This is a genomic window from Pseudomonas sp. FW300-N2A2, assembly GCF_017351735.1.
Classification (GTDB): domain Bacteria; phylum Pseudomonadota; class Gammaproteobacteria; order Pseudomonadales; family Pseudomonadaceae; genus Aquipseudomonas; species Aquipseudomonas migulae.
This window is the reverse complement of sequence record NZ_JACNDU010000010.1, coordinates 1-25,484: the sequence shown is the minus strand read 5'-3', so window position 1 is coordinate 25,484 and position 25,484 is coordinate 1. Positions and strand designations below refer to the sequence as shown.

Below are 25,484 nucleotides of genomic sequence, written 5' to 3'. Positions count from 1 at the left end.
ACTGCCACGGTGCAAACTCCTGCTGCTTAATTCGAATAAGGGGAACGGTAAGGGCTGACCGGCATCGCCATGCGACCGGTGAAGTCTTCAAACATGTACCGCAGGTACAAACCACCGGTGAATTGCTTGTAGTCCTGGGCGTTGTCCAGGCCGAAGCTGCCGCCCAGGAAGACGTTGTCGCCAAAACGGTACTCGGCGGCTGCATTCAGGTTGTAGCCGACGCCTGTCTTGTTCTGTCCCGAGTACTGGGTCGGCACAATGATCCCGGCCGTGGCGTACTGCTGCGAAACCTGACTCAGCACGCTTTGCATGTCGTTGTCGTTCGGGAAGTACGGCGTCGCATCCTGCTCGATGTGCTGTACGCCGACCGAGCCCTTGATCGAGTAACTCAAGCGATCGGTGCGTTGCGACCAGCCGATCGGCACGCCGATGGAAAAGAAGTTTTGCGGGCTGAAGTAACCGCCGTTGCCATAGGTGAAGTTGCCCTGGTTCTTGTCGTAGCTGATGCCGGTGAGGCTCAGGCCGGCGGTCAGCTGACGGCTGTCGTCATTGAGCAAGTACCAGTAGACACCGGTGCCGGCCTCGGCACGGCTGTTGGATTCGACGTGGTTGCCCACCAGTTTGTGCAGGCCACCGTAGCCATAGACGCCGTAATCGCCATTGTCATAGCTGAGCTGCAAACGCCCGCCATTGGCGGTGACGCCGCCCCATTCCAGACCGCTGCGGGCGTCTCGCGCACCGGCGAAAGACACCAGGCTGTCGGTCACCGGGCGCCGCGACAGACTCAGGCCGTAGCGGAAATCGCTGCCTTCGGTGAACGAGCGATCAATGCTGATACCACCGACCACGGTGCTGTAGAGGAAACCCATGGGGCTTGCGCCCAGATCGGTTTTCAGCCCCAGCGACGGGTTCTCGTAAGCCACGGCCAGGCCGACACCCGTGTCCTTTTGGCGCCCGATCGGGCCGCTGATCTGATTACGCAGAAAATCGGTCTGGACCGGGTTCGTGTTGTTCGCCAACTGGGCTTGCAACGCGGCCATCTGCTGCTCATTGAAACCACCGAAGCGCGACTTGGCAGGATCACTGATGCCACCGGCGTTCAGCGACACCGGCGTAACGCGCAGCGCCAGACGGTCATCACCCAGCGGCACACTGATTTCCAGCGGCGTTTCGACGTCGGTGATTTTGCTCAGGCCCGACTCGCTGTCATTGCTGCGGATGGTCACGCCTTGAGTGACACGCGGGCTGCGTTCCTGATCAATCTGGTCCAGCGCACTTTGCATCGCCTGGCGGGCTTCTGCCTGCGGGTCCGTCGGCTTGGCTGGGGCCCGCGCGGGTTGCACAGCGTAAGCGCCAGCGCTGCCATTGCTCGCCAGGGCATTCGATAGGGCCGGCTCGGCCTCATCCGCAGCCTGCGCAACTTGCACCTGTGCAGGCGCCGGAATTTGCGACAGCGTAGCCTCGGCCAGCCGCGATTGACTGCGCTGGCCGGCCTTGCCCACGAACGGGTTGGCAGCCACGGTCCCGGCAAACGGATTGGCGTCTTCCTTGCTCGGCGCTTGCAGTGCCAGGGCGCGCGCATACAGCTGTGCGGCCTTGGCGTTCTTGCCTTGGGCGCGATACAGACTGGCGGCGGTGGCGAGGATCGGCGCATCGTTCGGTGCCAGTTCCAGCGCCTTGTCCATGGCTTTCTCGGCGCCGCGATAATCGCCGGACTGATTCAAGGCCTGGGCCATGCCGATCTGCAGCTGCGGATCATTCGGTGCCTGGTCGAGCAGCGGTTGATACAGCTCGATGGCTTTTTTGGCGTTGTTGTTGGCCAGGTACATGCGCGCCAGCGCGCCAACCGCCAAGGGGTCATTCGGACGCTGAGCCAAGGCCGGCGCGAGCGTGTCGTAGGCCGCCACGAGGTCGCCCTTTTCCCGCAACAAATCGGCCTGACGCACGGTGTAGAGGTACAACAATTGGTCGTAACTGCGCTGATCCGCCGCCGCCAATGGCTGGCTTTGCAGCTCGTGCAGGATCTGATTGACCTGCACGTCGTCACCGGTCTTCAGCAGCACGCCGGCGTACGCCAGGCGCAGCGACGCCGACGGTGTGCTGCTTTGTGCCATGGCGTTGCGCAGCATCGACAACGCGTGTTCGGTATCACCGGCATCGACGTACGCCGAAGCCAGCATGCCCAATGATTCGGGTTTGCCGTTGGCGGCCAGTTCGGCACGACGCAGCAAGGTGATGGCCTGGCTGCGGTCACCTTGTTTGGCCAGGGTCGAGGCCTGGCTGGCCAGGGATTGCACTTGAACCTCGTTGGCCAGTTGTTGCATCGCCGTGCTGCGCTGGCTCACCGGGATGCGATCCAGCGTGCTTTGCGCGCTCGACCACTCGCCCAACTGGCTCAGTAGCAGCGCGCTGACGTACAACGCATCAACACGCTGCGGATCGGCCTTAAGAAGCTCCGCCATGGTCTGTCGGGCTTTGTCCGGGGCCTTCGCTTGCACGTACAGACGCGCCAGGTCATAGCGCGTCCAGACATTCTGCGGGTCGTTGCGCACGGCTTCCTGTTGCGCGGCAATCGCGCCGTTGAGGTCGCCGCTGCGCTCGGCATTTTTCGCCTGGCCGACCGCGACGGCGGCACGCAATGGCCGCAAATCGCCAAGGCGTTTTTGCTGGGCCGGGTTCAGCCCTTCGATCATTCGCAACCCTTGGCTGGCCTGACCGTTTTGCGCCAGCACGGTGATCAGCCCCAGCAGGGCCGCAGGGTTGTCATTGTCCAGGGTCAGTGCCTGACGATAGCTCGCCTCGGCATTGTCCAACTGGTTCTGCTCCGCTTGCACACCACCCAAAGCGACATAGCCTTCGACTTGTCGCGGCTTGCTGGCGATGGCCTGTTGCAACAGGCTGCGCGCCCGCACCAGGTCATGGTCGGATTTGGCCTTGTCAGCCTGGCCCAGCAGATCCCAGTAGCGATTGCTCTCCAGCGCCGCTTGCCAGCGCGGGTTGCCGCCACGGCCGGCGGCACGCTTTAGCAGTTCATTGGCATCGCTCAAGCGGCCCTGACGCTGACGAACGATCCCCAGGCCGCCCAACGCGTCGGCGTCCTGCGCTTGTTCTTTGAGTCGTGCCAGAAAGGCTTGCTCGGCGACATTCAGCTGGTTGTCCTGAAGCGCCTTGAAACCGCGTGCCAGGTTCGGATTCTGCTGGGCAGCCACGGCGGCCGTGCCACGGCTGTTCATTTGCGTGCGAATCTCGGCGTCATCCGGATTGGCCTTGAGATACTCCTCGAACAGCGGGATCTCCGCCGCTCGTGGCGAACCCAGCCACACCAGACCCTCGCGCCAACTTTCAGTAGCCTCACCGCCCAGCTCGGGCAAGGTCGACAGCTGACCCAAGCGACGAATACCGTCGGTACGTGTCGCTTCGTTACGCAGCAGCAGCTTGGCCAACACCAGTTTGATCTTGGCGTTGTCCGGGCTTTGTTGCAGCAAACGCTCCAGGCCCTGGCGCGACTCGGCCCAGCCACCGGTCGAGTAACCGAGGTAGTTGTAGAACTCCAGGCCCAGCTCCCCTTGAGGTGCCTTGCCCGCGAAAATCTGCCGATAAATCGGCATGGCCTTGTCCAGTTCGCCCGCCGTTGCCAGCAGGCGCGCCTGCTCCAACTGATCGAGATTGTTGCCGCTCTGCAAGGCGATGGCCTGTTCCAGCAACAACGTTTGCGATTCGCCGGGATGGGATTGCTTGAGCTGATCCAGGTAGCGATTGGCACCCGCAGGACGGTTGGCCTTGAGCTCCAGCAAGCCCAGACCGTAAATCGCATCGGCTTGCTGCGGATCGATCAGCAGCAGTTTTTTCCAGGCTTCGGTGGCCCGGACCTGGTCACCTTGTGCCTGCCAGTATTGCCCCTGTTGCAGCAGCGCCTTGCCGGCACCATTGAGCTCGGCAAAGCTGCTGCTGTGGATCAGGGCGGCGAAAACCCCGAAGGCTATGGCGTGACGGCGCGCTGGCATTGCTTCTCCCACATCGGTTGCAACTTCCCGTGATCGAGGAAGTGGTAGCGGTTGTCCATGTAGCCCAGCGAAAACAGGCTCAGTACAAAAAAGTAATAGGGTGGCTGCTTTGCCTGGACCGCTTCGGGGGTCAGGGTCTGGGCCATCAGTTGCTGCACGCGCAAGGCCTGTTGCTGTTGCAGCGACGGATTGCCCAGTGCTTTGAAATACGGCAGCAGCGCGGCGGAAAAACCGAACGGGCCGGCACCGCTGTGCTGACCGCTGAGCACCTGGACTTTCTCCGGCGGCACACCGTCGGCGAGCGTGGCGGCGAGCATGCCGCCCAGGCTGCCGAGCAGCGGTTTGCGCAGCGGGTCCTTGACGGGCATCACGCCCGCCCACAGGTACGTGCGGATCGCATCGTAACTGCCCAATTCACCCTTGATGGGGTCGACGATGAACTCGCCCTTGCCCGGCCCGGTGCGGCGATAACTGACCCAATCGGCAACGAAGCCTTTGTAGCTGACGGCCTTGATCAGGGTCGCGGTGTTCGTGGCGATTTCCGCCCACGGTCCGTTGCGATCGATGTCGGCGAATCGGCGCAGCACCGGAATCGGCAGATAGCTGGGGTTGAGCTGCCACAGCTCAGGCTTGTTGAGGTCGGGTTTGATAAATCCGAATTTTCCCGGCATCAGCATTTTGCCAAGCCCCGGCAGGTCCTCGACCTCCTGGGTGGCGACGTTGTGCAGGATCTGGCGCGCCGCCTGGGTGTAGGCGTCGCTCTGCCAAAGCCTCCCGGCTTCGAGCAACGCGTAGGCGAACCAGAGATCGGCGTCTGACGCCGAATTGCTGTCCAGCAGGCGCCATTGGCCCTGCTCGTCCAGGCCCCAGAACCAACCCGGCAGATTGTTCTTGATATCGCCCTGGGCGAGGTTGTCCTGACTCCAGCGCCACAGCTTGTCAAAGGTGACCCGGTCATTCGCCACCAGGGCGAAGAACATGGCATACGACTGACCTTCAGACGAGCTGTGACGTTGCGGCGTGCTGGCGTCCAGCACACGCCCGTCGGGTTGCACAAAGTGCTCGACGAACGTCTGCCACAACGGCCAGGTCGATGCCTCGCAACGTTGCGCCTGGGCGGTGGCGGGCAGCAGCCATGCCAGCAGCAGCGTCGACAACGCGATCACGGCGGCACGGCACGGGCGTTTACGGGCGAAGGCGGGCACGCTCATCACACCTCAAGACGTCGTTTGGCGCGGGCACGCAGCGACACGTACGCCAGACCACTGAGCAGCACGATGGCCAGCCCGGTCAGCGCAAACATCCAGCCCACATGCCGCGACAACATCCATTGCACGTACTTGAACGGCCCGAGTTCGCCGACGTAGTACTGCTCGTCCGCCACCAGCGCCTCGATGGATTTGCCGCGAACCACCACCAGGCTGCCCTGGATCGACTGGGTGTACTCTTCGCCACCGACCAAGGCTTTGGTCGCTTCGGTGAGGCCTTCCGGCCGGTCGCTGGCAATCACCACGACGCTGCGACCGCTCTTCAGCGGCGACTCGAAACCGGTCAGGTACGTGCTGCGCTGCCCACCGGAAAACGCCATGGCCAGCCGCGCCTTGCGCTGGTTGGCATCCGGGTCGGGGCTGAACCAATCCCGTACGCGCATGGGCAAGTCGGACAGTTCGAAACGTTGCTTACCGTCATTCCCGGCCGCCGGCAGACGGTCGGCCCACTGGGTCAGCAACGGCTGGTTGGCACCGGACGCCAACACCAGCAGATCCTTGTCGGCAGCCGTCGCGACCTGCGCCGCTTGCGTCACCTGTACACCGGTGGCCGGGTAACCGGTGGACTGGCCAAACCGTCCGAGCACCGTGAGGTAGGCATCCAGGTCAGTAGCCCCGGCGTTGTCCGGCAGCACCACGGCGGTTTGCGACAGGTCGGCCAAACGGGTGAACGGGAAGCCTGCATCCTTGAACACGCCGAGGTTGGGCATGGCCATGAAGTGGTCGTAGCCGCGCAGGTCCAGGGTCGATTCCGGGTCCACGCTGCCGCGCATGTTGTCGATGATGATGTCGCCGCACTCGCCCTGTTTGATGTAATCGAACATGTAGCGCAGTTGCAGGCGCGATTGCAGGGCGACCGAGTTCAACGGCAGGCGCACACGAACTTCGCGGGCCAGGCTGTCGTTGGTCTTCAGCGCGCTGAGCACACCGCTGTCGAGTTTGTCCTGGGACGGCAGATTGCGAGACTGAATCAGCCCGTCGTTGAAGCTGACAATGAACGACGAGTTGGAGGATTTCTCCTGCGGGGTGTAGCGGTATTTGAGGTCCAGCGGTGCGCCTTCGTCGCGCCAGGTGAACAGGTCCGGCGGGAAATTCAGCGGCACGGTGATCTCGCCGGGGTTGTAGCCGGCGACATTCAATTGCTTGGCCGCAATCAACTCACCCAGCTTGACCGGACGATCGGTGGGCAACCAGTTCGGTGCATCGTACGGCTTGCGTGGCTGCACGTTGTCGAGATGGTCGATCACCACGCGGCTGCCCGACAACGCCTGACTGCCCAGCACCAACGCCGTCGCGGCGCGCTTGAGTTCCGCCCCGTCGCGACCGGTGATCACCAGCAATTTGCCGTTCGCATCGTTGGGATTGCTCATCAGCGTCAGGGTCGGCCCTGTCGCCGCCGGCAGCGTCAAACCACCGAGTTGCAGCGCATCAGGACCACTGAGCAGCACCACGGCATTGCCGCTGGCCGGCAGTTGGTTGAAGCGCGAGGAAAACACCGCGCCGCGATAGCTGGCCTGGGCGCCGAACCACGACGACAGTGCGCCGGCGGCTTCCAGGGTGCTGTTGTCTGGCGCAGCGGCAAACACAAACGGCAAGCTCAGCTGACGCGCATCCCGACGGTCGAAAAACGGCAACGGCAGGATCGCCAGATCGTCCGGCAAGGTCAGTGGCGACACTTGAATGTCGAGCTGACTGTTGTTGCTGATCCTGGCCCACAGGCTGGAGTGCTGCGGGTCTTCGCAACTCATCGAATAGTGGCCGACGAACTGCAGGCTCAAACGGTTGAACTCGGTGATCAGGTGAGCGGGAATCTCCACCACCTGTTTTTGCATCGCCCCGGCGTTTTCCTTGGGCAATGGCAGGCTGGCAGCCACCTCATCGTTGACCATCACGTTGATCTGCGAAAGGTCGGCCAGCAGCGCAGGGGAATAGGTGTATTGCAACGTCAGGTGTGCGCCGGTCACGATCGCATCGGCGCGCACGTCGAAGTTGACGCTGTCGGCGGACTCGACGCCGCGCAGGGTCATCGGATAATTCCGGCCCAGCTGCTTGAGCGTCAGGCTGTAGTTGCCGGCACCTGCCGTGGCACTGGTCGCCGGCACCGTTTCGGCGAACGCCGCGACACCACTCCCCAACGCCAGCAAGGTGCAGGTCGCACGAGCCAGAACACGGCGAACGCCGCGCAGGTTACCGACAGCGAAAGACTTCGAGTTCATCACTTGTCCAGAACGTTTTCTAAGAGGGGTGGGGGTGGACGACGGTTGCGCAGCCAGGCCCGCGCTTCCAGGACCGTGGCCTTGAAGAGTTCGTAGATACCGCGCAGGCCAATGGCACTGACGTCACGCAACGCCACCAACGGCGTGTCGACCTGACCGCTGCCCCAGGTCGACGCCCAGGTGTCGGCGCGCGAGAAGGTCAGGCGCACCAGTTCGCTTTGCTGGCGCAGCGTCAACTGATCGAACTGCGCGCCCAAAACGGTGCCGCGACTGAACACAATCACCGCCGGGAACACGCTCAGGTGTTGATTGCGAAACAGCGAGATCTGCACCCGCTCGCCCTGGGGAACCGTCACCCCGTCAGGCAAACGGAAGCCCAGGCCTTTTTGCGAGAAATCGAGAGTGGTGCCTTCGATGACACTGCCGTCGGCACGGGTCAGGCGCATCGGCAACGCCGCCGCAACCCGCGGCTCGGAACGCATCTGCCGGGTTTCACTGGCCACCGCCACCGAGGCGCTGGTGATGATGATGTTGTAAACGGTCCAGGCCAGGTTGATCAGGATCGTGGTCGCCGCATCGTCCGCGCCCTCCATCAGCTTCACCACACCGATGATCATGCCGACGACGTTCAAACTCAGCAGGATGATGTAGGGGCGCGCCAGCTTCCATTCGAAGTACTTCTTGTCGATGATCCCGCCCTTGTCGGTCACGTTGAAGCCGCCGAACTTGGGATTGACCAGCGCCATCAGCACCGGGCCCATGATGTACCAGGCCAGTACCGTCTCGTAGACCTCGTTCCAGAACGAATGGCGGAACCGCCCCTGAATACTGGAGTTGGTCAGGCTGGCGTGAAGGATGTGCGGCAGCACATAAGCGGTAATCATCAAGGCCGAAGCGTGGTAGATCCGCGCGTCGAAAATCAGAAAGGCCAGCGGCGCGGTGAGGAACGCCAGACGCGGCAAACCATAGAAAAAGTGCAGCATCGCGTTCACATAGCACAGACGCTGGCCCAGGCTGAGGCCTTTGCCGAACAGCGGGTTATCGGTGCGAAAAATTTGCGCCATGCCCCGTGCCCAGCGAATCCGCTGGCTGATGTGGCGCGACAGGCTTTCCGTCGCCAGGCCCGCCGCCTGAGGAATGGCCAGGTACGCAGTGTTGTAGCCAGCACGGTTGAGTTTGAGCGCCGTGTGGGCGTCTTCGGTCACGGTCTCGACGGCCACGCCACCAACTTCCAGCAACGGTTCACGGCGGATGACGGCACAGGAACCGCAGAAGAAGGTCGCGTTCCACAGGTCGTTGCCGTCCTGTACGAGGCCGTAGAAAAGCTCGCCTTCGTTCGGCACGGAACGGAAGGTGTCGAGGTTTTTTTCGAACGGGTCAGGGGAGAAAAAGAAGTGCGGCGTTTGCAGCATCGCCAGCTTCGGGTCCTTGAGGAACCAGCCGATACTCACCTGCAGGAAAGAGCGCGTGGGCACGTGGTCGGCGTCGAAAATCGCCACGAACTCGCCACTGGTGACCTTCAACGCTTCATTGAGGTTGCCTGCCTTGGCGTGGCGGTTGTTGTCACGAACGATGTAGTTGACGCCGATCTGCCCGCAGAACTCGCGGAAGTCTTCGCGGCGCCCGTCATCGAGAACATGCACGCGCAGCTTGTCGCGAGGCCAGTCGATGGCCTGAGCGGCGAAGATCGTGACTTTGACGATATCCAGTGTTTCGTTATACGACGGGATGAACACATCGACCGTCGGCCATTCACTGGGCGGGCCGCTCATCAATATCGGTTTGCGGCGCAGTGGCCAGGCGGTCTGGATGTAACCGAACACCAGCACGATCATCGCGTACAGCTCGGCCATGACCAGGCCGTAGCCAAACAGCATGTCCAGCCAGCCTTCGAAACCGAGGGTGGACGTCAGCCGCCAGTACAGGTAGCGCAGGGATGCCGTCAGTGACAAACCGATCAGCACCATCACCGTCAGGCGCCCCGGAATCTTGCGCAGCACCAACGCGGTGGCGAAGCAACCCGCCGCAAAGAAGCACTGCGAATACAGATCGAACGGCACCGTGATGATAAAAACAGCCATCAGCGCGCACATCAGCGTGACGCCGAGGATCAACGCTCGACGCAATGCCTTGGGCAAACTGTCCACGCGTTCGGACAGCGCCTGCGCCCAACGCTGCGATCGCGTCAGGGCTTCGGTATCGGGAGCTGAGGCTGTAATCACGAAGCGTACGACTCCGCGATATCCATCGATTTCAATTGCACCTTGAGCGTGTCACTCAGGACTCGCATGTCTCGGCAGGCCGGGGAAAAGCCCGGTTCCAGCAATGGGTTTTGACCGTACGCCAACGCCTCACCGATGCTGTGATCCAGCGCCACGGCCCCCAGCAGATCATTACCGAGACGGCGCTTGAGCACCTCTTGCATATCCCGGCAAAACGCTCGGGAGGCGTCGAACTGATTGATCAAGTAATTGCACTGCGGAGCCTGCCCCCGGGCCTTGCGTTCGTCGAGCAAGCGCTGCATCGGGTCCAGTGTCAGGAAGCACGCGGCGTCGGCGGTCACCACCACCAGCACCTGATCAGCCACCATCAAGGCCTGGTCCAGGTAAGCCGTACGACCCGGTGGTGTGTCGAGAATCACCACGTCGTTTTCGCCCAGCGCCATGTTCGCCAGCTGACGGGCCAGCCAGAATCGATCGTTTTCCAGATAGCGTTCCAGCGTCCGGCGCTCATCTTCAGTGACCGCACCATAAGGCAGCAACAATGAGCCTGCCGGCCCGGCCAACAGCAGTGAATTCCAGTTTTCACCCTGCAGGCTGGCGTTGGCCATGCCCGCTACATCCGGCTCGGCACCCAGGTGATGCTGCAAGGCATTTTGCGGATCGAGGTCGATGGCCAGCGTCTGACCGTGCTCAACCCGCAACAGGGTGGCCAGCGCCGAGGCCAGGGTGCTTTTGCCAACACCGCCCTTGCCCGATATCAACGCGATGACATGCGCCTTGGTTTTGCTCGGACGGCCATGAGGCAGCACCTGGCGCAGCGCCTCTTCGTTGCGTGCCTGCGCTTCTGCCTGACGCGCCAGCGCGACCTCGGCCAGTAAATGGCGAAGCGGCGCAGCAACCTGGGGGATTTTGACGGGCGGCAGTTCAGCCTCGTCATGGAGCGCGCGCTCGACCGGTGCGGCTTCAACCACCTCAATAGCGGCCTGAGGGGCTTCAATCACCACGGACACAGGCGTAGTCGGCACCAGCGCCAACGGCTTTTCTTTGTAGTCAAAATGGCTATCGAATTCGAGATAGCTGTCCGCACTTGCCCCGAACCTGTTGAACAGGTTCGATATATCGTCTGTACGATTCATAGACTGCCCGAGGCGCTTACTGAGATAGAACACGAAGCTCGTGACGGTCCGTCGAGGTGAGCCACTAAAATGATATCGTCAATATTTTGAACTACACTAGCGTAATACTTAATCGCGATCAAAATTATTTTTTAATCGCCATTTTTTTGACTTGGCGCTGTTTTTTTGGCTGCAGATCTATGCATGCATTCACCGAAAAAACGGCTCGACCGGACGGCGCGCGATTATCCACTCAAGCCTGAACGGCCGCTCATTTTGGCGCCGAATGGCAGGCTCATTCAGTCGCTGACAACATCACGAACACAAGTAACAACGGAGCAATAAGCGGACCATTTACCCTGGCAATTAACGAACAGACGTTTAGTTGTTTCGTATATATCTTTTAAATCAATTAGTTACTTAGTTCATAAGCATGTTTTGCCACGGCCTGACATCAAGGCACCGCTCCGTTGGCTATGCTGCTGACAGACCTATGCGGGTCATTCATGAGGGATGCTCAATGTTCTACGTGCAACGCAATGCAGACGGCCAACTGATGCGCGTGGAAACCGAGGCCTATGCCGGGTCTACCGAAATACTCCCGGCCGACCATCCCGATCTTCAAGCCTGGTTTGCCAGCGAAGTCATGGCGACCAGCCACAAACAACTTCAGCAAATCAAACAACTCAAGCAATTGAGGCAAAGTGACCTGGACATGATCCGGGTACTCGACGACCTGATTCAGGTGCTGACCGATAAGGGCGTGATCCGCGTCACCGACCTGCCGGCCGCCGCACAGGCCAAACTGATGGACCGGTCACAGGCCCGGGAAGCGTTGGGTGGGTTGAGTAATCTGGTGGATGAGGATGATTCGGGGTTGATCTGATCCAACCTTTGTCGTTTTCTGTGCTGACGCCATCGCCGGCAAGCCGGCTCCTACAGTGTTTACCGGGTTGTTCGCGATGGCGATCTTCAGATCTGATCACTCCCAAGGCTTGGGCTCACCAAACAACTGCCCCTGCACACCGTAAATCCCCATCTCGCGGATCACCGCCAGCTCCCCGTCCGTCTCGACCCGCTCGGCAATCAACGGCAAGTCGATGCTGTGCGCCGCCCGCTGAATCGCCTCGATGAACAAACGCTTGTCGCTCTCCTGATCAATCGCGCGGATGTAAACGCCGTCGATCTTCAAATACGCCAACCCGAGCCGTGCCAGGTTGCCGATCATGCTGAAGCGCCCGCCAAAGTGTTGCAGGCTCAACGAGAATCCGAGTTCACGTAGTCGCCGTGTCAGCTCTTCCAGCTCAGTCTGCTCCGGCAGTTGTTCCTCGCCGATCTCCAGCGTCAGCCGCGACCCCAAACTGGAATGAGCCCGCAAAATATCGAAGAGTTGACTCAGCGCCTGCGGATTGGCCAGCGTCGCCGAGGACAGGTTCAGCGCCAACGACGCTTCATGGTCGGCCATCTGCTCGAGCACCCGCTCCAGCATCAGGCGGTCCAGGCGCGCGGCCCAGCCGAAACGCTCAAGCCACGGCAAGAACCGGCCGGCGGGGATCGCCTGGCCCTGCTCGTCGATCAGGCGTGAAAGCACTTTGTAATGCAGCACCAGCGTCGTGTCCTGGCTGGCCACCACCGGCTGGAAATACAGCTCGAAGCGCTGCTGACTCAGCGCCAGATCGAGCAAGCTGTGCCAGGCATGATGATCATCGCCGACAGGGGCCGACGTTGCGCGGTCCAGGCACACCCATCGGGAATCGCCCTGGCCTTCGGCCTGCGCCAGTGCCTGATCCGCCAGCCCGAGCACCGCTTGCGGGGCGTCGCCATACACAAACGGCGCCAGCCCGATGAAAGCCACGGCGGCCACGTCGGTGGCGCCGGTCGCATGCAGGGTGACCAAGGCGCTGTCGAGGTTTTGCGCCAGTTGCAGCGCTTCTGCGCGCAGCAATCCCGGCGCCAGCACGGCAAATTCACCACCACGGATCCGCGTGACAAGGTTCAGCGTTTCGGGGTATTTGGCGCACTCGCGGGACAGTTGCTCGCCGACCGCTATCAACAAATCATCGGTGTGTTGACCACCTAGGCGCTGATTCAGCCCGGCGAGGTCCTTGACCCGTAGCAGCAGCAAATAACCCGAACTCGCCTGCTCCGGATTGCTCACCCGCGCGTTCAATTGCATCTCGAAATAGCGCCGGTTGGCCAACCCGGTCAGGTTGTCCTGATAGGACTCGGCGCGCAGTTTTTCACTGCGTTCGGCCTGCTCCTGGAACAACGCCTTGAGCTTCTCGACCATCTGGTTCATGGCCTGCACCACCCGGCGCAATTCAGGTGTGCGCGGCAGGTCCGGCAGGCTGAGGAATTCGCGGCGGGCAATGGCGTGGGATTGCTGGACCATGTAGTCCAGCGGTTTCAATTGCCGGCGCAACAGCAACGCACCGAGCGCCGCACTCACCGCACCGCAAAGCAGCAACCAGCCGAGACTGCCCAGTGCGCTCTGCCAAAGCTTGGCCAGCGCGAACATCGGATGGCTGACCACTTCGACCCGCGCGGCCTGCTCCCAGCCACGGCTGACAATCGCATCGCCACCCGCCGGTTCCAGGCCGATCAGTTTGATGAACCAGTCCGGCACATTGGTGACCGCCGGGATGCCGTTGCGTTCGACCAGCGTCTTGTCGTTCGACAGATCGACCACGCGGATGCTCGCGTAGTAACCGCTGTCGAAGATCGAGCTGACCAGCAGCTCGACCATCGCCGGGTCATCGATGTTCGGCGTCAACGACAGCGCCAACGCCGTCGCGGCGTCCTGGGCGTGGGAGCGCAACTGGTTGACGTACTGGGTGCGCGAGCTCTCGAGGCTGACCATGAAGCTGCCGGTGAAGGCGACCACCAGGAACAGACAAATAGCGATCAATAGCTGTTTGAACAAAGACATCTGAGCGCGTGCTCCTAGTTAATCGTTTCGACCGGGAATCCTTCCGCCTGCATTTTCTTCAACACATCCTGCCAACGGGACAACCGCTTGGTATCGCCCACTTTCTTGTTGCCCTTGGCACCCGGCAACCACAAGCCTTCGGCATTGAAAGCGTAGACGGGCAACAGATCGGTACGTTGGCTGGCGGGCTTGATCGCATCGATCAGGCTGTCGAGCACCAGCGGCATGGCGTCGGGGCTGGCGTAGTAGGTCAGCACCATGTGCGCGCGATTGAGGCTCAGGGCCTTTACGTAAGTAATGCGCAACTTGTCACTGGAAACGCCGAGGCGGCGCAGGCTGAAATACTTGGCGATGGCGAAGTCTTCGCAATCACCGGCGCCTTTCCACAGGGCTTCGATCGGGGTTTCCCAATAATCGACCTCGTGCCACAGGTCGATGTCCTCTTCATAGCGCATCTGTTTGTTGAAGAATTGGTTGACCACATTGAGCTGGTCCAGCTCACTGAGTTGCTTCTGCGTTGCCAACAATTGCTGCCAGGCATCGATGCGCTGCTGACCCTCGCCCAATGGCCCGTACAACGCCTGCGCCCGACGGCTGATCAGGGAAAAATCCCAGTCGGCGTGCAGGCCGCCCGAAATGACACCGGCCAGCAGCAACGCGCAGCACAACCAGCGCAAGGTCCGAGGGATCGCGAAACGTGCCGCCAATGCGAGGCATCCAGGGTGGGCAGGTGGAATCGATTGATGTTGAAGGTTAGCCTGTTAAATAACAATGGCACGGTGAGATCACTGCGGGCCGACTAAACTTGAAGTGTGACCCTGTGTGCGTTTGACAACCTGTCAGGCAGTCACTAGTGTCCTCTTGGATCCAAATTATCTCAGTCATTCAGGGTGCGTTGTAGTGACACAGAAGCCCAACCCTCTCAGCAGTATCAAGGTCAACGGGCCGATTCCCGCGCATTTGGCCCGCTCGGTCATCGAAGAGACCCTGCGTGCCGCCATTCTCGATGGTCGCATTCCTTGCGGCACGGCCCTTCGCCAACAAGACCTGGCCGACCTGTTCGGTGTCAGCCGCATGCCGGTCCGTGAAGCCTTGCGCCAGCTCGAAGCCCATGCGCTGCTTAACGTGGTCGCCCACAAAGGTGCGGTGGTCGCGCCACTGGTTCAGGGCGACGCCGTCGAGACTTACGCATTGCGCATCCTTCTGGAGTCCGAAGCCCTGCGCCTGTCGATCCCTTTGCTCACCAACGAAGACTTCGAGCAGGCCGCCCGCTACATCGACGAACTGGAAACGGAACACGATTACACCGAAATCGGCCGGCTGAACCGCCTGTTCCACATGTCGATGTATTGCAAGGCGCCTAACCGTCGGCTCTTGAGGCTGGTCGAAGACGGACTGAACGAAGAGGAACGCTTCCTGCGCTTCAACCTGGAAGCCATGGGCCTGGGCAAACTGTCCCAGGAAGATCACCGTGCGCTGCTGCGGGCGGTGGAAGACCGCGACATCGAGCGTTCGGTGAAGCTGCTCGAACATCACCTCAACCGAGGCGTCGAGGTCATCACCCGCTATCTCGAAAGCCCCGAAGCACAAAGCAGAAAAACCTCGAAATAAATCACCCCGGCAACGGCGCGAGCAGGTCGACCTGCTCGCCCGCGCTTGCCGCGCCTGCACATCCTTTCTGCCAAACCCGCCCCTTGCACTGACCCTATGACGCGTCGGTGATAGCGGCTGCCTTGATTTACGCTCACTCTTGGGCTGCCAACGAATAACAAACGGGCGACGCACCGCATGAGCGGCGCAGTCCCCGCATCAAGAACCTAAGGAAGGAGTCTTGCCACGGGAAAGGAAGCATCGGCGTCCCGGCCAACTTCCACCCCTCAAATCACACTAACGATCACCCTTAGAAAGTTGCTTCGAGTGAGGCATTCACTCTTTATTTCGATTTCGACTTATATAAGCCGAAAGGAGCAACTACGCCCAAATAAAACTTATTCAAAAAGTCTTATTGAAACTTGTCACGCTCGAAAAAGTTAAACTTTAAAATAGTATAAAAATAACTTGCCCAGCACTTTATTCGTGTATTAGTTTTTCTCCGCCACTACTGGCTACTGGCTGCAACCCCTTAGCCATAAGACTTACATGCAACTAATACCGATCAATTCATTTGAGGCATCCGCTCGCCATCAGACTTCTTAAAGCACTCATTAGTTATTGATCACACCTCACTCCGGACCACTTATAGGCTCGCCATGAAATCGACTAAAGACCGTCTTAATCAGAAGAAAGCAGAACTTAGCGCGCACCCGATTTTCTCTGAAATACATTCGCTTTCGGTACTTCAACGCTTCATGGAATCCCATGTGTTTGCGGTATGGGATTTCATGTCGCTGACCAAGCGCCTGCAACAGGAACTGACCTGCGTTCAGTTGCCCTGGCTGCCGCCGAGCGATCCGCAAGCGGCGCGCCTGATCAACGAGATCGTGCTTGGTGAAGAGTCCGATGATCGTCCGGCCCACGGCCATTACAGCCATTTCGAGTTGTACCTCGATGCGATGCGCGAAGTGGGGGCCAGCACGGCCGTCATCGAACGCTTCGTGGCGCTGCAGCAAGAAGGCGTGAGTTATGACGTGGCATTGCAGAGCGTGGACGTTGACCCGGCCGCTGCGCAGTTCGTGCGCCACACCTTGCACACCGCGCTGCATGCACCCGGCCACAGTGTTGCAGCGGCATTTTTGCACGGTCGTGAGAGCGTGATTCCGCAGATGTTCCAGCGGATTCTCGACGATTGGGGCATCGGCATTGAGCAAGCGCCGACCTTTCGTTACTACCTGGAACGGCACATCGAAGTCGATTCCGAAGACCACGGCCCGGCAGCGGAAAAACTCCTCGCGCGATTGGTCAATGGCGATCCGCAACGCGAAGAAGACGTCTACGCCAGCGCCCTCGCCGCCGTGGAAAGCCGCATTGCCCTGTGGGACGGCCTGCGTCTGAGCATGAGCGAGCCGTTGGCGGAGGTGAACGCATGAATGCCGCCGACTACCAATCCTTCGCCGACGCCTGGGAAAGCCGCGCGACCATCCGCACCCGACCGCGCCGCGTGCTGGAGAACGACGAAAAGCTGATCTACCCGCTCAGTCGCCAACCGCTGGTATTGAGCGAAACCTTTCTGCGCGAATGCCCGGAGCAACGGGATTTCGCCCTGGTGCAGACGCTCTACAAATTCATCAACGACGTGGTGATTTTCGAAACCGAGATCGTCGACAAAACCGCGCGCAGCATCGCCAAGAACCGCTTTGCCGTGGCCTTCCCGTTCGCCTGCCGGTACGACGCCATGACCGTGGTGGTGGACGAGGATTACCACGCGCTGGTGGCGATGGATTTCATGCAGCAAACCGTCGCCATGACGGGCATCACACCCATCGACCTGCCGGATGAAATCGAACTGAGCCGGGCGATTCCGGCCGCCGTGGCACTCGCACCGGAACACCTGCGCAGTGCCGTGGAATTGATCTGCGTAGCCATCGCCGAAAACACCGTCACCGGCGACGTGGCGGCGTTTGCCAAGGACGACACGGTCAAGCAATCGATCAAGGGATTGATGGCTGACCATCTGCTCGACGAGGGTCGTCACTCCGGCTTCTGGGCGCGGTTGGTGCGCATCTACTGGCACACCGCAAGCGAAGAAGACCGCCAATGCATCGCGCAGATTTTGCCGGTGTTCATCGGCCATTACCTGACCAACGACATTCAGAAGTCGTTCGACTTCCGCCTGATCGATTCCTTGCAGATCAGCGAAGCCGCGCGCGCCGCACTCAAGCGCGAGGTGTCGGGACTGGCCTTCCCGATCAACCGCCATCACCCGTTGGTCGCCAACATCGTGCGGTTTTTCCGCAGCAGTTCGCTGCTCGATTCGCCGTGCGTTCAAGAAGCCCTGAGCGACTACCTGGTTTAACGAGGAGCACATCATGAGACGTCTCGACATTCTGCTCATCGGGCAGAGCCAGGCCCTGACCGACCTGGCGCTGGAGCTCGAACAACACGGTCATTCACTGATGCGGCTTGAGGCAGTTGGTCAGCCTGCGGCGGGACCGTTCGATTTGCTGATCGACGACACAAGCCTGCCGTTAGAGGACTTCGGCGCGACATCGCGACTGACGCTGCAACTGGGCATCGGCGAACCGCAAACTTCAGGTCTTGTGACGTTGGACTTGCTATGCCTGCACGGTTCGACGCTGCTCACGCGCGTGCCGATTGCCGACGAACCTTCGGGCAACGGCCAGGCATTGCGTGTGCGGGCGGTAGCGGAACTGGTAGATCATGTAGCGCTGCTGGTCAGTCGTTTTTCGCGGGACGCCGACTATTTTCTATTGGCCGAGCCAGCGACCCCGGTGCATTTCGAGCGGCTAGAAAGCCTGCGGTTCCTGGAGCGCCTGGCCTTCGTCCATCGGCTCAATTCCACCGCTGATCCTCGGTTGCTGCAACTCGCGCAAGTGCCGATGATCGAGCGGCTTGAGCAGCGCTTCATGCAGTCCGCCGAAAGACCGGCGCTGAACCTTGCCGGCACGTCCCTCAGCTATCGCCAGCTGCATGCTCACAGCCGCTCCATCCAGCAGCGTTTGCAGCCAATGCTCGAACAACTCGACGGGCCGTGGGTGATCGGCATTTGCCTGCCGAAATGCAGCGCGTTGTATGCGGGGATTCTGGCGATTCTCGGCAGCGGCGCGGTGTATCTGCCGCTGGAGCCGAGCCATCCGCTGCAACGTCAGCACTACATTCTGTCGAATGCCGGTGCGGTGTTGCTGCTGCACGACGGGCAGCATCCTCTTGCATCCGAGATGCTCAGCCTGGACATCAGCGCGATCGCCATCGACAGCGTGGATCTCGACCAACCATTGATGCGCCAGCGCCCGGACCTCGATGCGCCGTGCATGGCGCTCTACACCTCCGGCACCACCGGCCATCCCAAAGGCGTGTTGCTCAGCCAGGCCAACCTCGCGCACTTCACCGCGTGGTACGCCGACTATGTGCAACTGACGGAGCAGAGCCGGGCGCTGCAGTTTTCGTCGTTGAGTTTCGACTCGTCGCTGATCGATATTTTCCCGACCCTGTTGCAGGGCGCCGAGCTGATCGTGCCCAGCGACGATCAACGCCGTGATCCGCTGCAACTGGTGGAACTGATCCGCCACCAACGCTTGAGCCACGCGTTTCTGCCACCAGCCTTGTTGAGCATTCTGCCGCTGGAGCAGTTGCAGGTGCTGGATCATGTGATGACCGGTGGTGATGTGTGCGAGCCCTATGTCATCGAGCAGCTCACCCGCCAGGGCAACCTCTACAACCTCTATGGCCCGACCGAAGCGACGGTGCTGATCACCGCGCGACAACTGCGCGCCGGCGACACCAATCGCACCCTCGGCGCGCCTATTGCCAACAGTCAGGTGCTGATTCTCGACGAGGATTTTCAACCGGTGGTCGAACAGACCGTCGGCGAGTTGTACATCGTCGGGCCCGGTGTGTGCCTGGGTTATCTGAACAACCCGCAACAGACCGCCGAGCGCTATTTGAACGTGAGCCTGCCGAGCGGTGAGCACCTGCGGGCCTACCGCACCGGCGACATGGCGAAGTGGACCGACGCTGGCATCGAGTTGTGCGGACGCCGGGACAATCAGGTGAAAATTCGCGGCTTTCGGGTCGAGCCGGAGGAGATCGAACGTTGCCTGCGCGACAGTCAGCTGTACCGCCAGGTGGCCGTGGTCATCGACAACCAACGGCGGATTCTGGCGTTCCTCGCCCAGCCTCAGGAAGCGCTACCCGGCGCGGCGCGTGAAGCGCTGAAAGCACACGCCACCCAGTTTCTGCCGGACTACATGCAGCCCACCGCCTGGACCGAACTGGCGAGCATGCCATTTGCCAGCAACGGCAAGGTCGATCGTAAGGCCCTGCTGGAGCTGCCCGTCAGCATCGCCGAAAACACCGAGCGACGCTTGCCGGCCAGTGCCGATGAAGCGCTGCTGCTGGAGATCTGGGCCGAGCTGCTGGAGTTGCCGTCCAGCGACATTTCCACCGACGAAAGTTTCTTCAATTTGGGCGGCCACTCGATCCTGCTGTCGCGCATGCTGTTGCGCCTGCGTGAAGAGTTCGGTCGCAGCATCTCGATCAACCGCTTCATCGAACTGCCGACCATCGCGAAACTGGCGACACTGGTGCGCGGCTCCGGCACAGAGGAAGTGCTGAGTGAACAGGCCATGGCGGATGCCTTCCGCGAGCTGGATATCGAGCCGCTGCCCGTCAGTCGCATGGGTGATGTACACAAGGTGATCGTCACCGGCGCCAACAGTTTTGTCGGTGTGCATATTGTCGAAGCGTTGTTGGCGTGGGGCGCCAGCGAAGTGGCGTGTCTGGTGCGCGATGGCAGCGGGCAATCGGCGGCGGAACGCTTCGCCCACGCGTTGCGGGAAAACCGCCTGGAGCATCTGGATTTGAGCCGGGTGCGGGTTTACTCGGCGGACATCACACAGCCCTCGCTGGGGCTTGCGGTGGATGTTTATGAGCGCCTGGATCGCGAGTACGGCGCGCTGGTGCACAACGCCGCCAACGTCAATCACGTGCTGGATTACGAGTCGCTGGCGCGGGACAACGTCGAGCCAATCTTCGAGTGCCTGCGCCTGTGCGAAGGACGCAGTAAAAAAATCTTCAATTTCGTCTCGACGCTGTCGGCTTCGAGCACGATTTCCGCGGATGGCCGGGTGCTCGAACTGCCCGCCGCGCAGACCCCGCCGATCTACATCAAGAATGGCTACAACCTGTCCAAGTGGGTCGGCGAACGGATCCTGGAAAGGGCTCGGGAGCGCGGGGTTCGGGTCAATCTGTACCGCCCCGGCAACATCAGTTTCAACAGCTTGAGCGGCGTCTGCCAGCCGCACAAAAACCGTTTGATGCTGATGCTCAAAGGCTCGATCCAGCTCGGCCAGGTGCCGGAGTTCGCGTTGAATTTCGACCTGATGCCGGTGGACTTTCTCGCCCGTTTCATCGCCTTCCACGCCAGCCGATATTCAGCGGAAAAAGCGGTGTTCAACCTGCACAACCCCGAGCCGCTGAGTTGGGACGATTACGTCGCGTCCTTCCGTGAGGCGGGTCGGGAATTCTCCATGGTCAGCGTCTCCGACTGGCAGCAGCAATTGGGCCGGGTCGATAGCGACAACGCGCTGTTCGGCGTGCTCGGTTTTTACCTCAACGGCTTCGAAGAAGACATCGGCGACATCTCGATGATCGGCCATGACAACGCTCAGGCCGGCGTGCGGCAGATGGGCGCGCACTACCCGGAAAAATCCCCGGCGCTGCTGCGTCGCGGCTGCGACTACCTCAAAGAAATCAACTTCATCTGAATCACTCAAGCGGAGCAAAACCATGAAAAACCTGCAACCCGATACCCTGATCAAAAACCCGCAAGGCTGCCTCGTCGTGTCTTCGGTGGACGTGCCGGCGCAGGCCGAAAAAGTCTGGGCGGTGGTCGGCAACTTTGCCGGCTTCGATCAATTCATCCCGGCGTTGTCGCACATCGAGACGACCGGCGAAGGCGTGTCATCGCTGCGCAAGAAATTTTTCAAGGACGGCAACCTGGTGGTCGAGCAACTCAATTCGCGGGATGACCAGGCGCGGAGCATGACCTGGACCACGATCTACAACACCTTGGGCGTGGCCAATTTGTGGGCGGCGATGACGGTTGAGGTGCTGGGTGAAGGCAAGTCCCGAGCAACATGGACCATCATCGCCGAGCCGGCTCAGGGTGGCGCCGAGGCGCTGCCGGGGTTCAAGGATTTTGTGCAGGGGTTTGCCGATGATGCGATGAATAATGTGTTGAAGTTGTTTGCGTAGGACTTTACTTCGACGGTGATTCATCCATCGCTATCGCGAGCAGGCTCGCTCCCACATTGGACCTTCATTGAACACAGCCCATATGAACAATGATGATCCCTGTGGGAGCGAGCCTGCTCGCGATTGAACGATAACGCGGTCTGACAAACCTGAATCAGATCTTGAAGCTATCAACCAACTGCTTCAACCGATTCGCCTGCAACGACAATGCATCGCAATCCTTCAACGTTTCATTGAGGTTGGCCACGCTCTGCTGATTCAGCAGATTGATCTGGTTAACGTCGACGTTGAGGGTTTCCACCACCGCCGTCTGCTCCTCGGTCGCTGCCGCCACCGACTGGTTCATCCCATCGATTTCGCCAATGCGCTTCGTCACGCTGACCAGACGCAGACCCGCCTGGTTCGCCACTTCAACGCTCTCTTCGCTGGAGACCTGACTGGCGTTCATGGTGGTCACCGCTTCTCGTGAGCCGACCTGCAGCGACGTGATCATCTTGTGAATCTCCTCGGCCGACTCCTGCGTGCGATGCGCCAGGTTGCGTACCTCGTCCGCCACCACCGCAAAACCACGACCGGCTTCACCGGCGCGTGCCGCTTCAATGGCGGCGTTGAGCGCCAACAAGTTGGTCTGCTGGGAGATGCCTTTGATCACATCGAGAATGTGCCCGATGTTGTCGGTGCTCGCGTTCAGGGTTTCGATCTGCGTGCACGACAGGCTGATTTTCTGCGACAGCTCGGTCATGGCCAGAATGGTTTTTTCCACCACCTGACGACCGTCATCGGCCTGCTCGCTCGCGCCGCTTGCATGCTGCGAAGCGTCGGCGGCGTTGCGGGCGATTTCCTGGGTGGCGGCGCCCAACTGGTTAATCGCCGCCGCCACGCTGTTGGTGCGCGCACTTTGTTCGTCGGAACCGACGATCGACGCGTTGGACGAGGCCATCACCCGTTGCGACAGGTCATGGACCTGCCGGGTTGCCGAGGACACTTCGGAAATCGACGCGTGAATTCGCTCCACGAACTGGTTGAAGGAGCCGCCGAGTTCGCCGAATTCATCTTTGCTTTCCACGGACAGTCGACGGGTCAGGTCGCCTTCGCCCTGGGCGATGTCCTGCATCGCACGACCCATGGTGGTCAACGGGCGCATCAGCACGTTGATCAGCAGGGTCAGCAGCACCGCAATGACGGTGACAGCGATAAACATCGCGATCAACGCCGAGGTGCGGAATTGGCTCAATGGTGCGTAGGCCTTGTCCTTATCGATCGACAGACCGATGTACCACGCAGCATTCGGCAAACCGTTGACCGGGGTGAACGAGAGGATGCGTTCCTGATTGTTCAGGGTGACTTGCTGATTGCCCTTCTCGATGCGCAGGCCGGCGTTGGGGTAGATGTCCTTCAGGTTCTTCATGACCTGGTCTTTGTCCGGGCTGACGATCACCTGGCCGTCGGCACTGACCAGAAACGCATGGCCAATGCCGCCGAAGTCCACCGAGTTGATGATCTTCACCAGGGTTTCCAGGCTCAGGTCACCGCCGACCACGCCAAGCAACTCGCCATTCTTTTTCACCGGCATGGCGATGGTCACGACCAACCCACCGACGGCCGCCATGTAAGGCGGGGTCAGCATGGTTTTGTCAGCGACAACCGCTTGCTTGTACCAGGGACGCTGACGCGGATCGTAGCCATCCGGCATCTTCGCGTCAGGGCGCTGAGTGAACACGCCATTAGTCTGGCCGACGTACGTGAACTGGAAGTTGGAGGTGAAGGCCGGCTGATCAACCAGCCCCGGCAGATCGGCATTGGCGCCTTGATGAGCGACGTTTTGCGCGAGGTTTTCCAGCACCAGCACGCGGCCGCTCATCCAGTTCTGCACGCTGCTGGCGGTCAGGTCGCCGGCTTGTTGAACGGAGGATTCGAGGTTTTGCCGAATGGTATTTCGCTGCAGATAGTCGTTGTACAAAGTGAACAACGCAAAAGCCAGCACCACGACGCCGGAGGCGGCCAACAGGATTTTATGGCTGAACTTGAGATTCATTTCATAGGGCTTCTATGCAGAAAGTGGGGATGCGTTCCGGGTTGCAACATTCCATGTACAGCTCAAGCGGCTCTATGGCCGCTCTACTTTGGTGCACGCATGTCTCACCAGTCTGTCGGCACAGGCGGGATAAATCTTAGGGGCATGTACGAAATGACCGGTATTTCCGTCAGATACCCGCCGAACGGCGTGCTAGAGCGCTTGAGTAGCATTGGTGTGATGACGGTTGTTCGAGCGGCAGTTGCAAATTCCCCGACCCTTGACAACAATGCGAGTAATTATCATTTGTGACGTTCGGTGGAGCGCTATGTCGCTGATGCGCTCTATCACTGCTACCTGCTGCGGTACCCAACATGATGCCTGTGGATAATCCTGCACTGGGTCGGCGTGGCGAACCTCATCAACAGGTGGTCAAACAAGCCATCCACTGGCTGCTGCGCTTGCGAAACAACGCGAGCAATTCCAGGCTGCGCCAGCAATGCGATGTCTGGCGGGCAGAACATCAGGAGCACGAACTGGCCTGGCAACGGGTGCAGTCGCTGCACGCTGAACTCAGCAACAATCTGTATGCGGTACCCGGTGCCCACGTTGCCTTCAACACGCTGGAAAACAGTGCTCAAGGACTGGGCAGGCGTCAGGCCTTGAAACTGTTGTCGGGTGCGTTGTTGATGGGATCGGCAGCATGGCTCGGCAGGGATCTGACGGGTTGGCAACAGTGGACCGCGGATTTCGCCACCGCTACGGGCGAGCGCCGTGGTTTCCAGCTGCCGGATGGCACGCGACTGGAACTGAACACCGCCAGCTCAGTGGATCTGGACTACACCGCGCACCAGCGCCTGATCAAACTGACCCGTGGCGAAATCATCGTGACGTGCGGCGGGGCCGATGAAGGATCTTCACTGGATCGACCGCTACGCGTGCACAGTCACCACGGTGTGTATGAGGGCGTCGCCGCACGTTTCATCCTTCGCCTGGAAGCGGACTGCACGCGGCTCAGCGTGACCAGCGGCATGGTCGCGATCCATTCACCACTGCCTGCCGATGGCATGCCGATTCAGGTGCAGGCCGGTCAGAACTATGTGATTGATCATCAGCGGGCACGTTTGGCACCACCGCAGGCCATGGATGTCGGCGCCTGGGTCGACGGTCTGATCGTCACCCGCAACATGCGTCTTGGCGATTTCCTGCATGAGGTCGGGCGCTACCGCCTTGGTTATCTGACGTGCGCAACAGATATCGCCGACTTGCGGCTGTCCGGTGTCTTCCGGTTGGAGGACACCGACAAACTGCTGGCCATCCTTCCGCAAACCTTGCCAGTGCAACTGCGCTACCGAACCCGATGGTGGGTGACGTTGGAGCGGCAGTCAGCAGCCAGCGCTACAACATTGCCGCCGGAGCTTTGAGCGATGTGCTCAATCAATTTGTGCGCCAGGTGGGCAACTGATCGAAAACCGCCACAGTGAGCTACCAGTTCTAAATACTCGGCATACAAAAAAGCCAGCCCTTGATGTTCAGGGGCTGGCTTTTTTGTTTCTTGAAGGCGGCCTATCGGGATATTAGCGAGCCAGAAACGACAAAACCCCTGTCTGCGTTAGCAGACAGGGGTTTCGGAATTCAATCTTGACGATGACCTACTCTCACATGGGGAAACCCCACACTACCATCGGCGATGCATCGTTTCACTGCTGAGTTCGGGATGGGATCAGGTGGTTCCAATGCTCTATGGTCGTCAAGAAATTCTGTGACCAGCCCGTTACGTTGTAACGTGCCAGCAAAATTGGTGACTTCTACTAAAACAAAACCCCTACCTGCATACGCAGATA

At 60.3% G+C, this 25,484-nt stretch carries 15 protein-coding genes and 1 rRNA gene; 7 read left to right on the top strand and 9 right to left on the bottom strand.

Annotation, left to right across the window (positions count from 1 at the left end; translation table 11 throughout):
- Positions 1-26: 26 nt before the first annotated feature.
- Genes J4E42_RS15115 through bcsQ form a run of 5 tightly spaced genes read right to left on the bottom strand, consistent with a single transcriptional unit; the run spans position 27 to position 10,846 of the window.
- Positions 27-4,004, bottom strand: a complete 3,978-nt coding sequence (locus J4E42_RS15115) for a cellulose biosynthesis protein BcsC (RefSeq protein ID WP_207285544.1) — start codon at positions 4,002-4,004, stop codon at positions 27-29.
- Entirely contained in the window at positions 3,980-5,215 is a 1,236-nt protein-coding gene (bcsZ, locus tag J4E42_RS15110) for a cellulose synthase complex periplasmic endoglucanase BcsZ (protein WP_207285543.1), read from the bottom strand. Before bcsZ ends, J4E42_RS15115 begins: the two co-directional genes overlap by 25 nt.
- The gene (gene bcsB / locus J4E42_RS15105) at positions 5,215-7,488 is read right to left on the bottom strand and encodes a cellulose biosynthesis cyclic di-GMP-binding regulatory protein BcsB (protein WP_207285542.1); all 2,274 of its coding nucleotides are present in this window, start codon (positions 7,486-7,488) and stop codon (positions 5,215-5,217) included. Before bcsB ends, bcsZ begins: the two co-directional genes overlap by 1 nt.
- Positions 7,488-9,710: a UDP-forming cellulose synthase catalytic subunit gene (gene bcsA / locus J4E42_RS15100; RefSeq protein WP_207285541.1), complete on the bottom strand. Its 2,223-nt coding sequence runs from the start codon at positions 9,708-9,710 to the stop codon at positions 7,488-7,490. The genes bcsB and bcsA overlap by 1 nt, the downstream gene beginning before the upstream one ends.
- Positions 9,707-10,846, bottom strand: coding sequence for a cellulose biosynthesis protein BcsQ (bcsQ, locus tag J4E42_RS15095; RefSeq protein ID WP_207285540.1), 1,140 nt, complete (start codon positions 10,844-10,846; stop codon positions 9,707-9,709). The genes bcsA and bcsQ overlap by 4 nt, the downstream gene beginning before the upstream one ends.
- A gap of 499 nt (positions 10,847-11,345) precedes the next feature.
- Between bcsQ and J4E42_RS15090 the strand changes: the two genes are divergently transcribed.
- On the top strand, positions 11,346-11,711 hold the full coding sequence (locus J4E42_RS15090; protein ID WP_192226609.1) for a tryptophan synthase subunit beta: 366 nt from the start codon (positions 11,346-11,348) through the stop codon (positions 11,709-11,711).
- A 96-nt stretch (positions 11,712-11,807) separates the two neighbouring features.
- Here J4E42_RS15090 and lapD read toward each other — a convergent pair whose 3' ends face one another.
- Together lapD and lapG are read right to left on the bottom strand one after the other, a co-directional pair.
- Complete coding sequence (lapD, locus tag J4E42_RS15085) at positions 11,808-13,754, bottom strand: cyclic di-GMP receptor LapD (protein ID WP_207285539.1); 1,947 nt, start codon at positions 13,752-13,754, stop codon at positions 11,808-11,810.
- Between the two features lie 14 nt (positions 13,755-13,768).
- Positions 13,769-14,461 (bottom strand): cysteine protease LapG, encoded by a 693-nt coding sequence (gene lapG, locus J4E42_RS15080; RefSeq protein ID WP_192226605.1) that lies wholly within the window; start codon positions 14,459-14,461, stop codon positions 13,769-13,771.
- Between the two features lie 193 nt (positions 14,462-14,654).
- Between lapG and J4E42_RS15075 the strand changes: the two genes are divergently transcribed.
- From J4E42_RS15075 to J4E42_RS15055, 5 genes are all read left to right on the top strand, one after another.
- Entirely contained in the window at positions 14,655-15,365 is a 711-nt protein-coding gene (locus J4E42_RS15075) for a GntR family transcriptional regulator (protein ID WP_008039600.1), read from the top strand.
- Positions 15,366-16,003: 638 nt separating this feature from the next.
- A complete protein-coding gene (locus tag J4E42_RS15070; protein ID WP_008039599.1) occupies positions 16,004-16,780 on the top strand; it encodes a DUF3050 domain-containing protein in 777 nt (258 codons plus the stop codon).
- The gene (locus J4E42_RS15065; protein WP_207285538.1) at positions 16,777-17,706 is read left to right on the top strand and encodes a diiron oxygenase; all 930 of its coding nucleotides are present in this window, start codon (positions 16,777-16,779) and stop codon (positions 17,704-17,706) included. Before J4E42_RS15070 ends, J4E42_RS15065 begins: the two co-directional genes overlap by 4 nt.
- A gap of 13 nt (positions 17,707-17,719) precedes the next feature.
- Positions 17,720-21,136 carry a non-ribosomal peptide synthetase gene (locus J4E42_RS15060; protein ID WP_207285537.1) on the top strand — a complete coding sequence of 1,139 codons (3,417 nt, stop codon included), beginning with the start codon at positions 17,720-17,722 and terminating at the stop codon, positions 21,134-21,136.
- A 22-nt stretch (positions 21,137-21,158) separates the two neighbouring features.
- On the top strand, positions 21,159-21,626 hold the full coding sequence (locus J4E42_RS15055) for an SRPBCC family protein (protein ID WP_008039596.1): 468 nt from the start codon (positions 21,159-21,161) through the stop codon (positions 21,624-21,626).
- Positions 21,627-21,780: 154 nt separating this feature from the next.
- Here the strand turns inward: J4E42_RS15055 and J4E42_RS15050 are convergent, their stop codons facing one another.
- A complete protein-coding gene (locus J4E42_RS15050) occupies positions 21,781-23,661 on the bottom strand; it encodes a methyl-accepting chemotaxis protein (RefSeq protein WP_008024479.1) in 1,881 nt (626 codons plus the stop codon).
- 356 nt (positions 23,662-24,017) lie between these two features.
- Here J4E42_RS15050 and J4E42_RS15045 point away from each other — a divergent pair, with 356 nt between their 5' ends.
- Positions 24,018-25,064 carry a FecR domain-containing protein gene (locus J4E42_RS15045; protein WP_207285607.1) on the top strand — a complete coding sequence of 349 codons (1,047 nt, stop codon included), beginning with the start codon at positions 24,018-24,020 and terminating at the stop codon, positions 25,062-25,064.
- A gap of 215 nt (positions 25,065-25,279) precedes the next feature.
- On the opposite strand, the gene rrf is transcribed toward J4E42_RS15045, so the two are convergent.
- A 5S ribosomal RNA gene (gene rrf / locus J4E42_RS15040) occupies positions 25,280-25,395 on the bottom strand.
- Positions 25,396-25,484 lie beyond the last annotated feature (89 nt).

Coding starts and splice junctions, on each gene's coding strand:
- lapD (WP_207285539.1), bottom strand. CDS start 13,754: ATGTCTTTGTTCAAACAGCTATTGATCGCTATTTGTCTGTTCCTGGTG.
- J4E42_RS15090 (WP_192226609.1), top strand. CDS start 11,346: ATGTTCTACGTGCAACGCAATGCAGACGGCCAACTGATGCGCGTGGAA.
- J4E42_RS15060 (WP_207285537.1), top strand. CDS start 17,720: ATGAGACGTCTCGACATTCTGCTCATCGGGCAGAGCCAGGCCCTGACC.
- J4E42_RS15050 (WP_008024479.1), bottom strand. CDS start 23,661: ATGAATCTCAAGTTCAGCCATAAAATCCTGTTGGCCGCCTCCGGCGTC.
- bcsB (WP_207285542.1), bottom strand. CDS start 7,488: ATGAACTCGAAGTCTTTCGCTGTCGGTAACCTGCGCGGCGTTCGCCGT.
- bcsQ (WP_207285540.1), bottom strand. CDS start 10,846: ATGAATCGTACAGACGATATATCGAACCTGTTCAACAGGTTCGGGGCA.
- J4E42_RS15070 (WP_008039599.1), top strand. CDS start 16,004: ATGAAATCGACTAAAGACCGTCTTAATCAGAAGAAAGCAGAACTTAGC.
- J4E42_RS15045 (WP_207285607.1), top strand. CDS start 24,018: ATGCCTGTGGATAATCCTGCACTGGGTCGGCGTGGCGAACCTCATCAA.
- J4E42_RS15055 (WP_008039596.1), top strand. CDS start 21,159: ATGAAAAACCTGCAACCCGATACCCTGATCAAAAACCCGCAAGGCTGC.
- J4E42_RS15065 (WP_207285538.1), top strand. CDS start 16,777: ATGAATGCCGCCGACTACCAATCCTTCGCCGACGCCTGGGAAAGCCGC.
- bcsZ (WP_207285543.1), bottom strand. CDS start 5,215: ATGAGCGTGCCCGCCTTCGCCCGTAAACGCCCGTGCCGTGCCGCCGTG.
- J4E42_RS15115 (WP_207285544.1), bottom strand. CDS start 4,004: ATGCCAGCGCGCCGTCACGCCATAGCCTTCGGGGTTTTCGCCGCCCTG.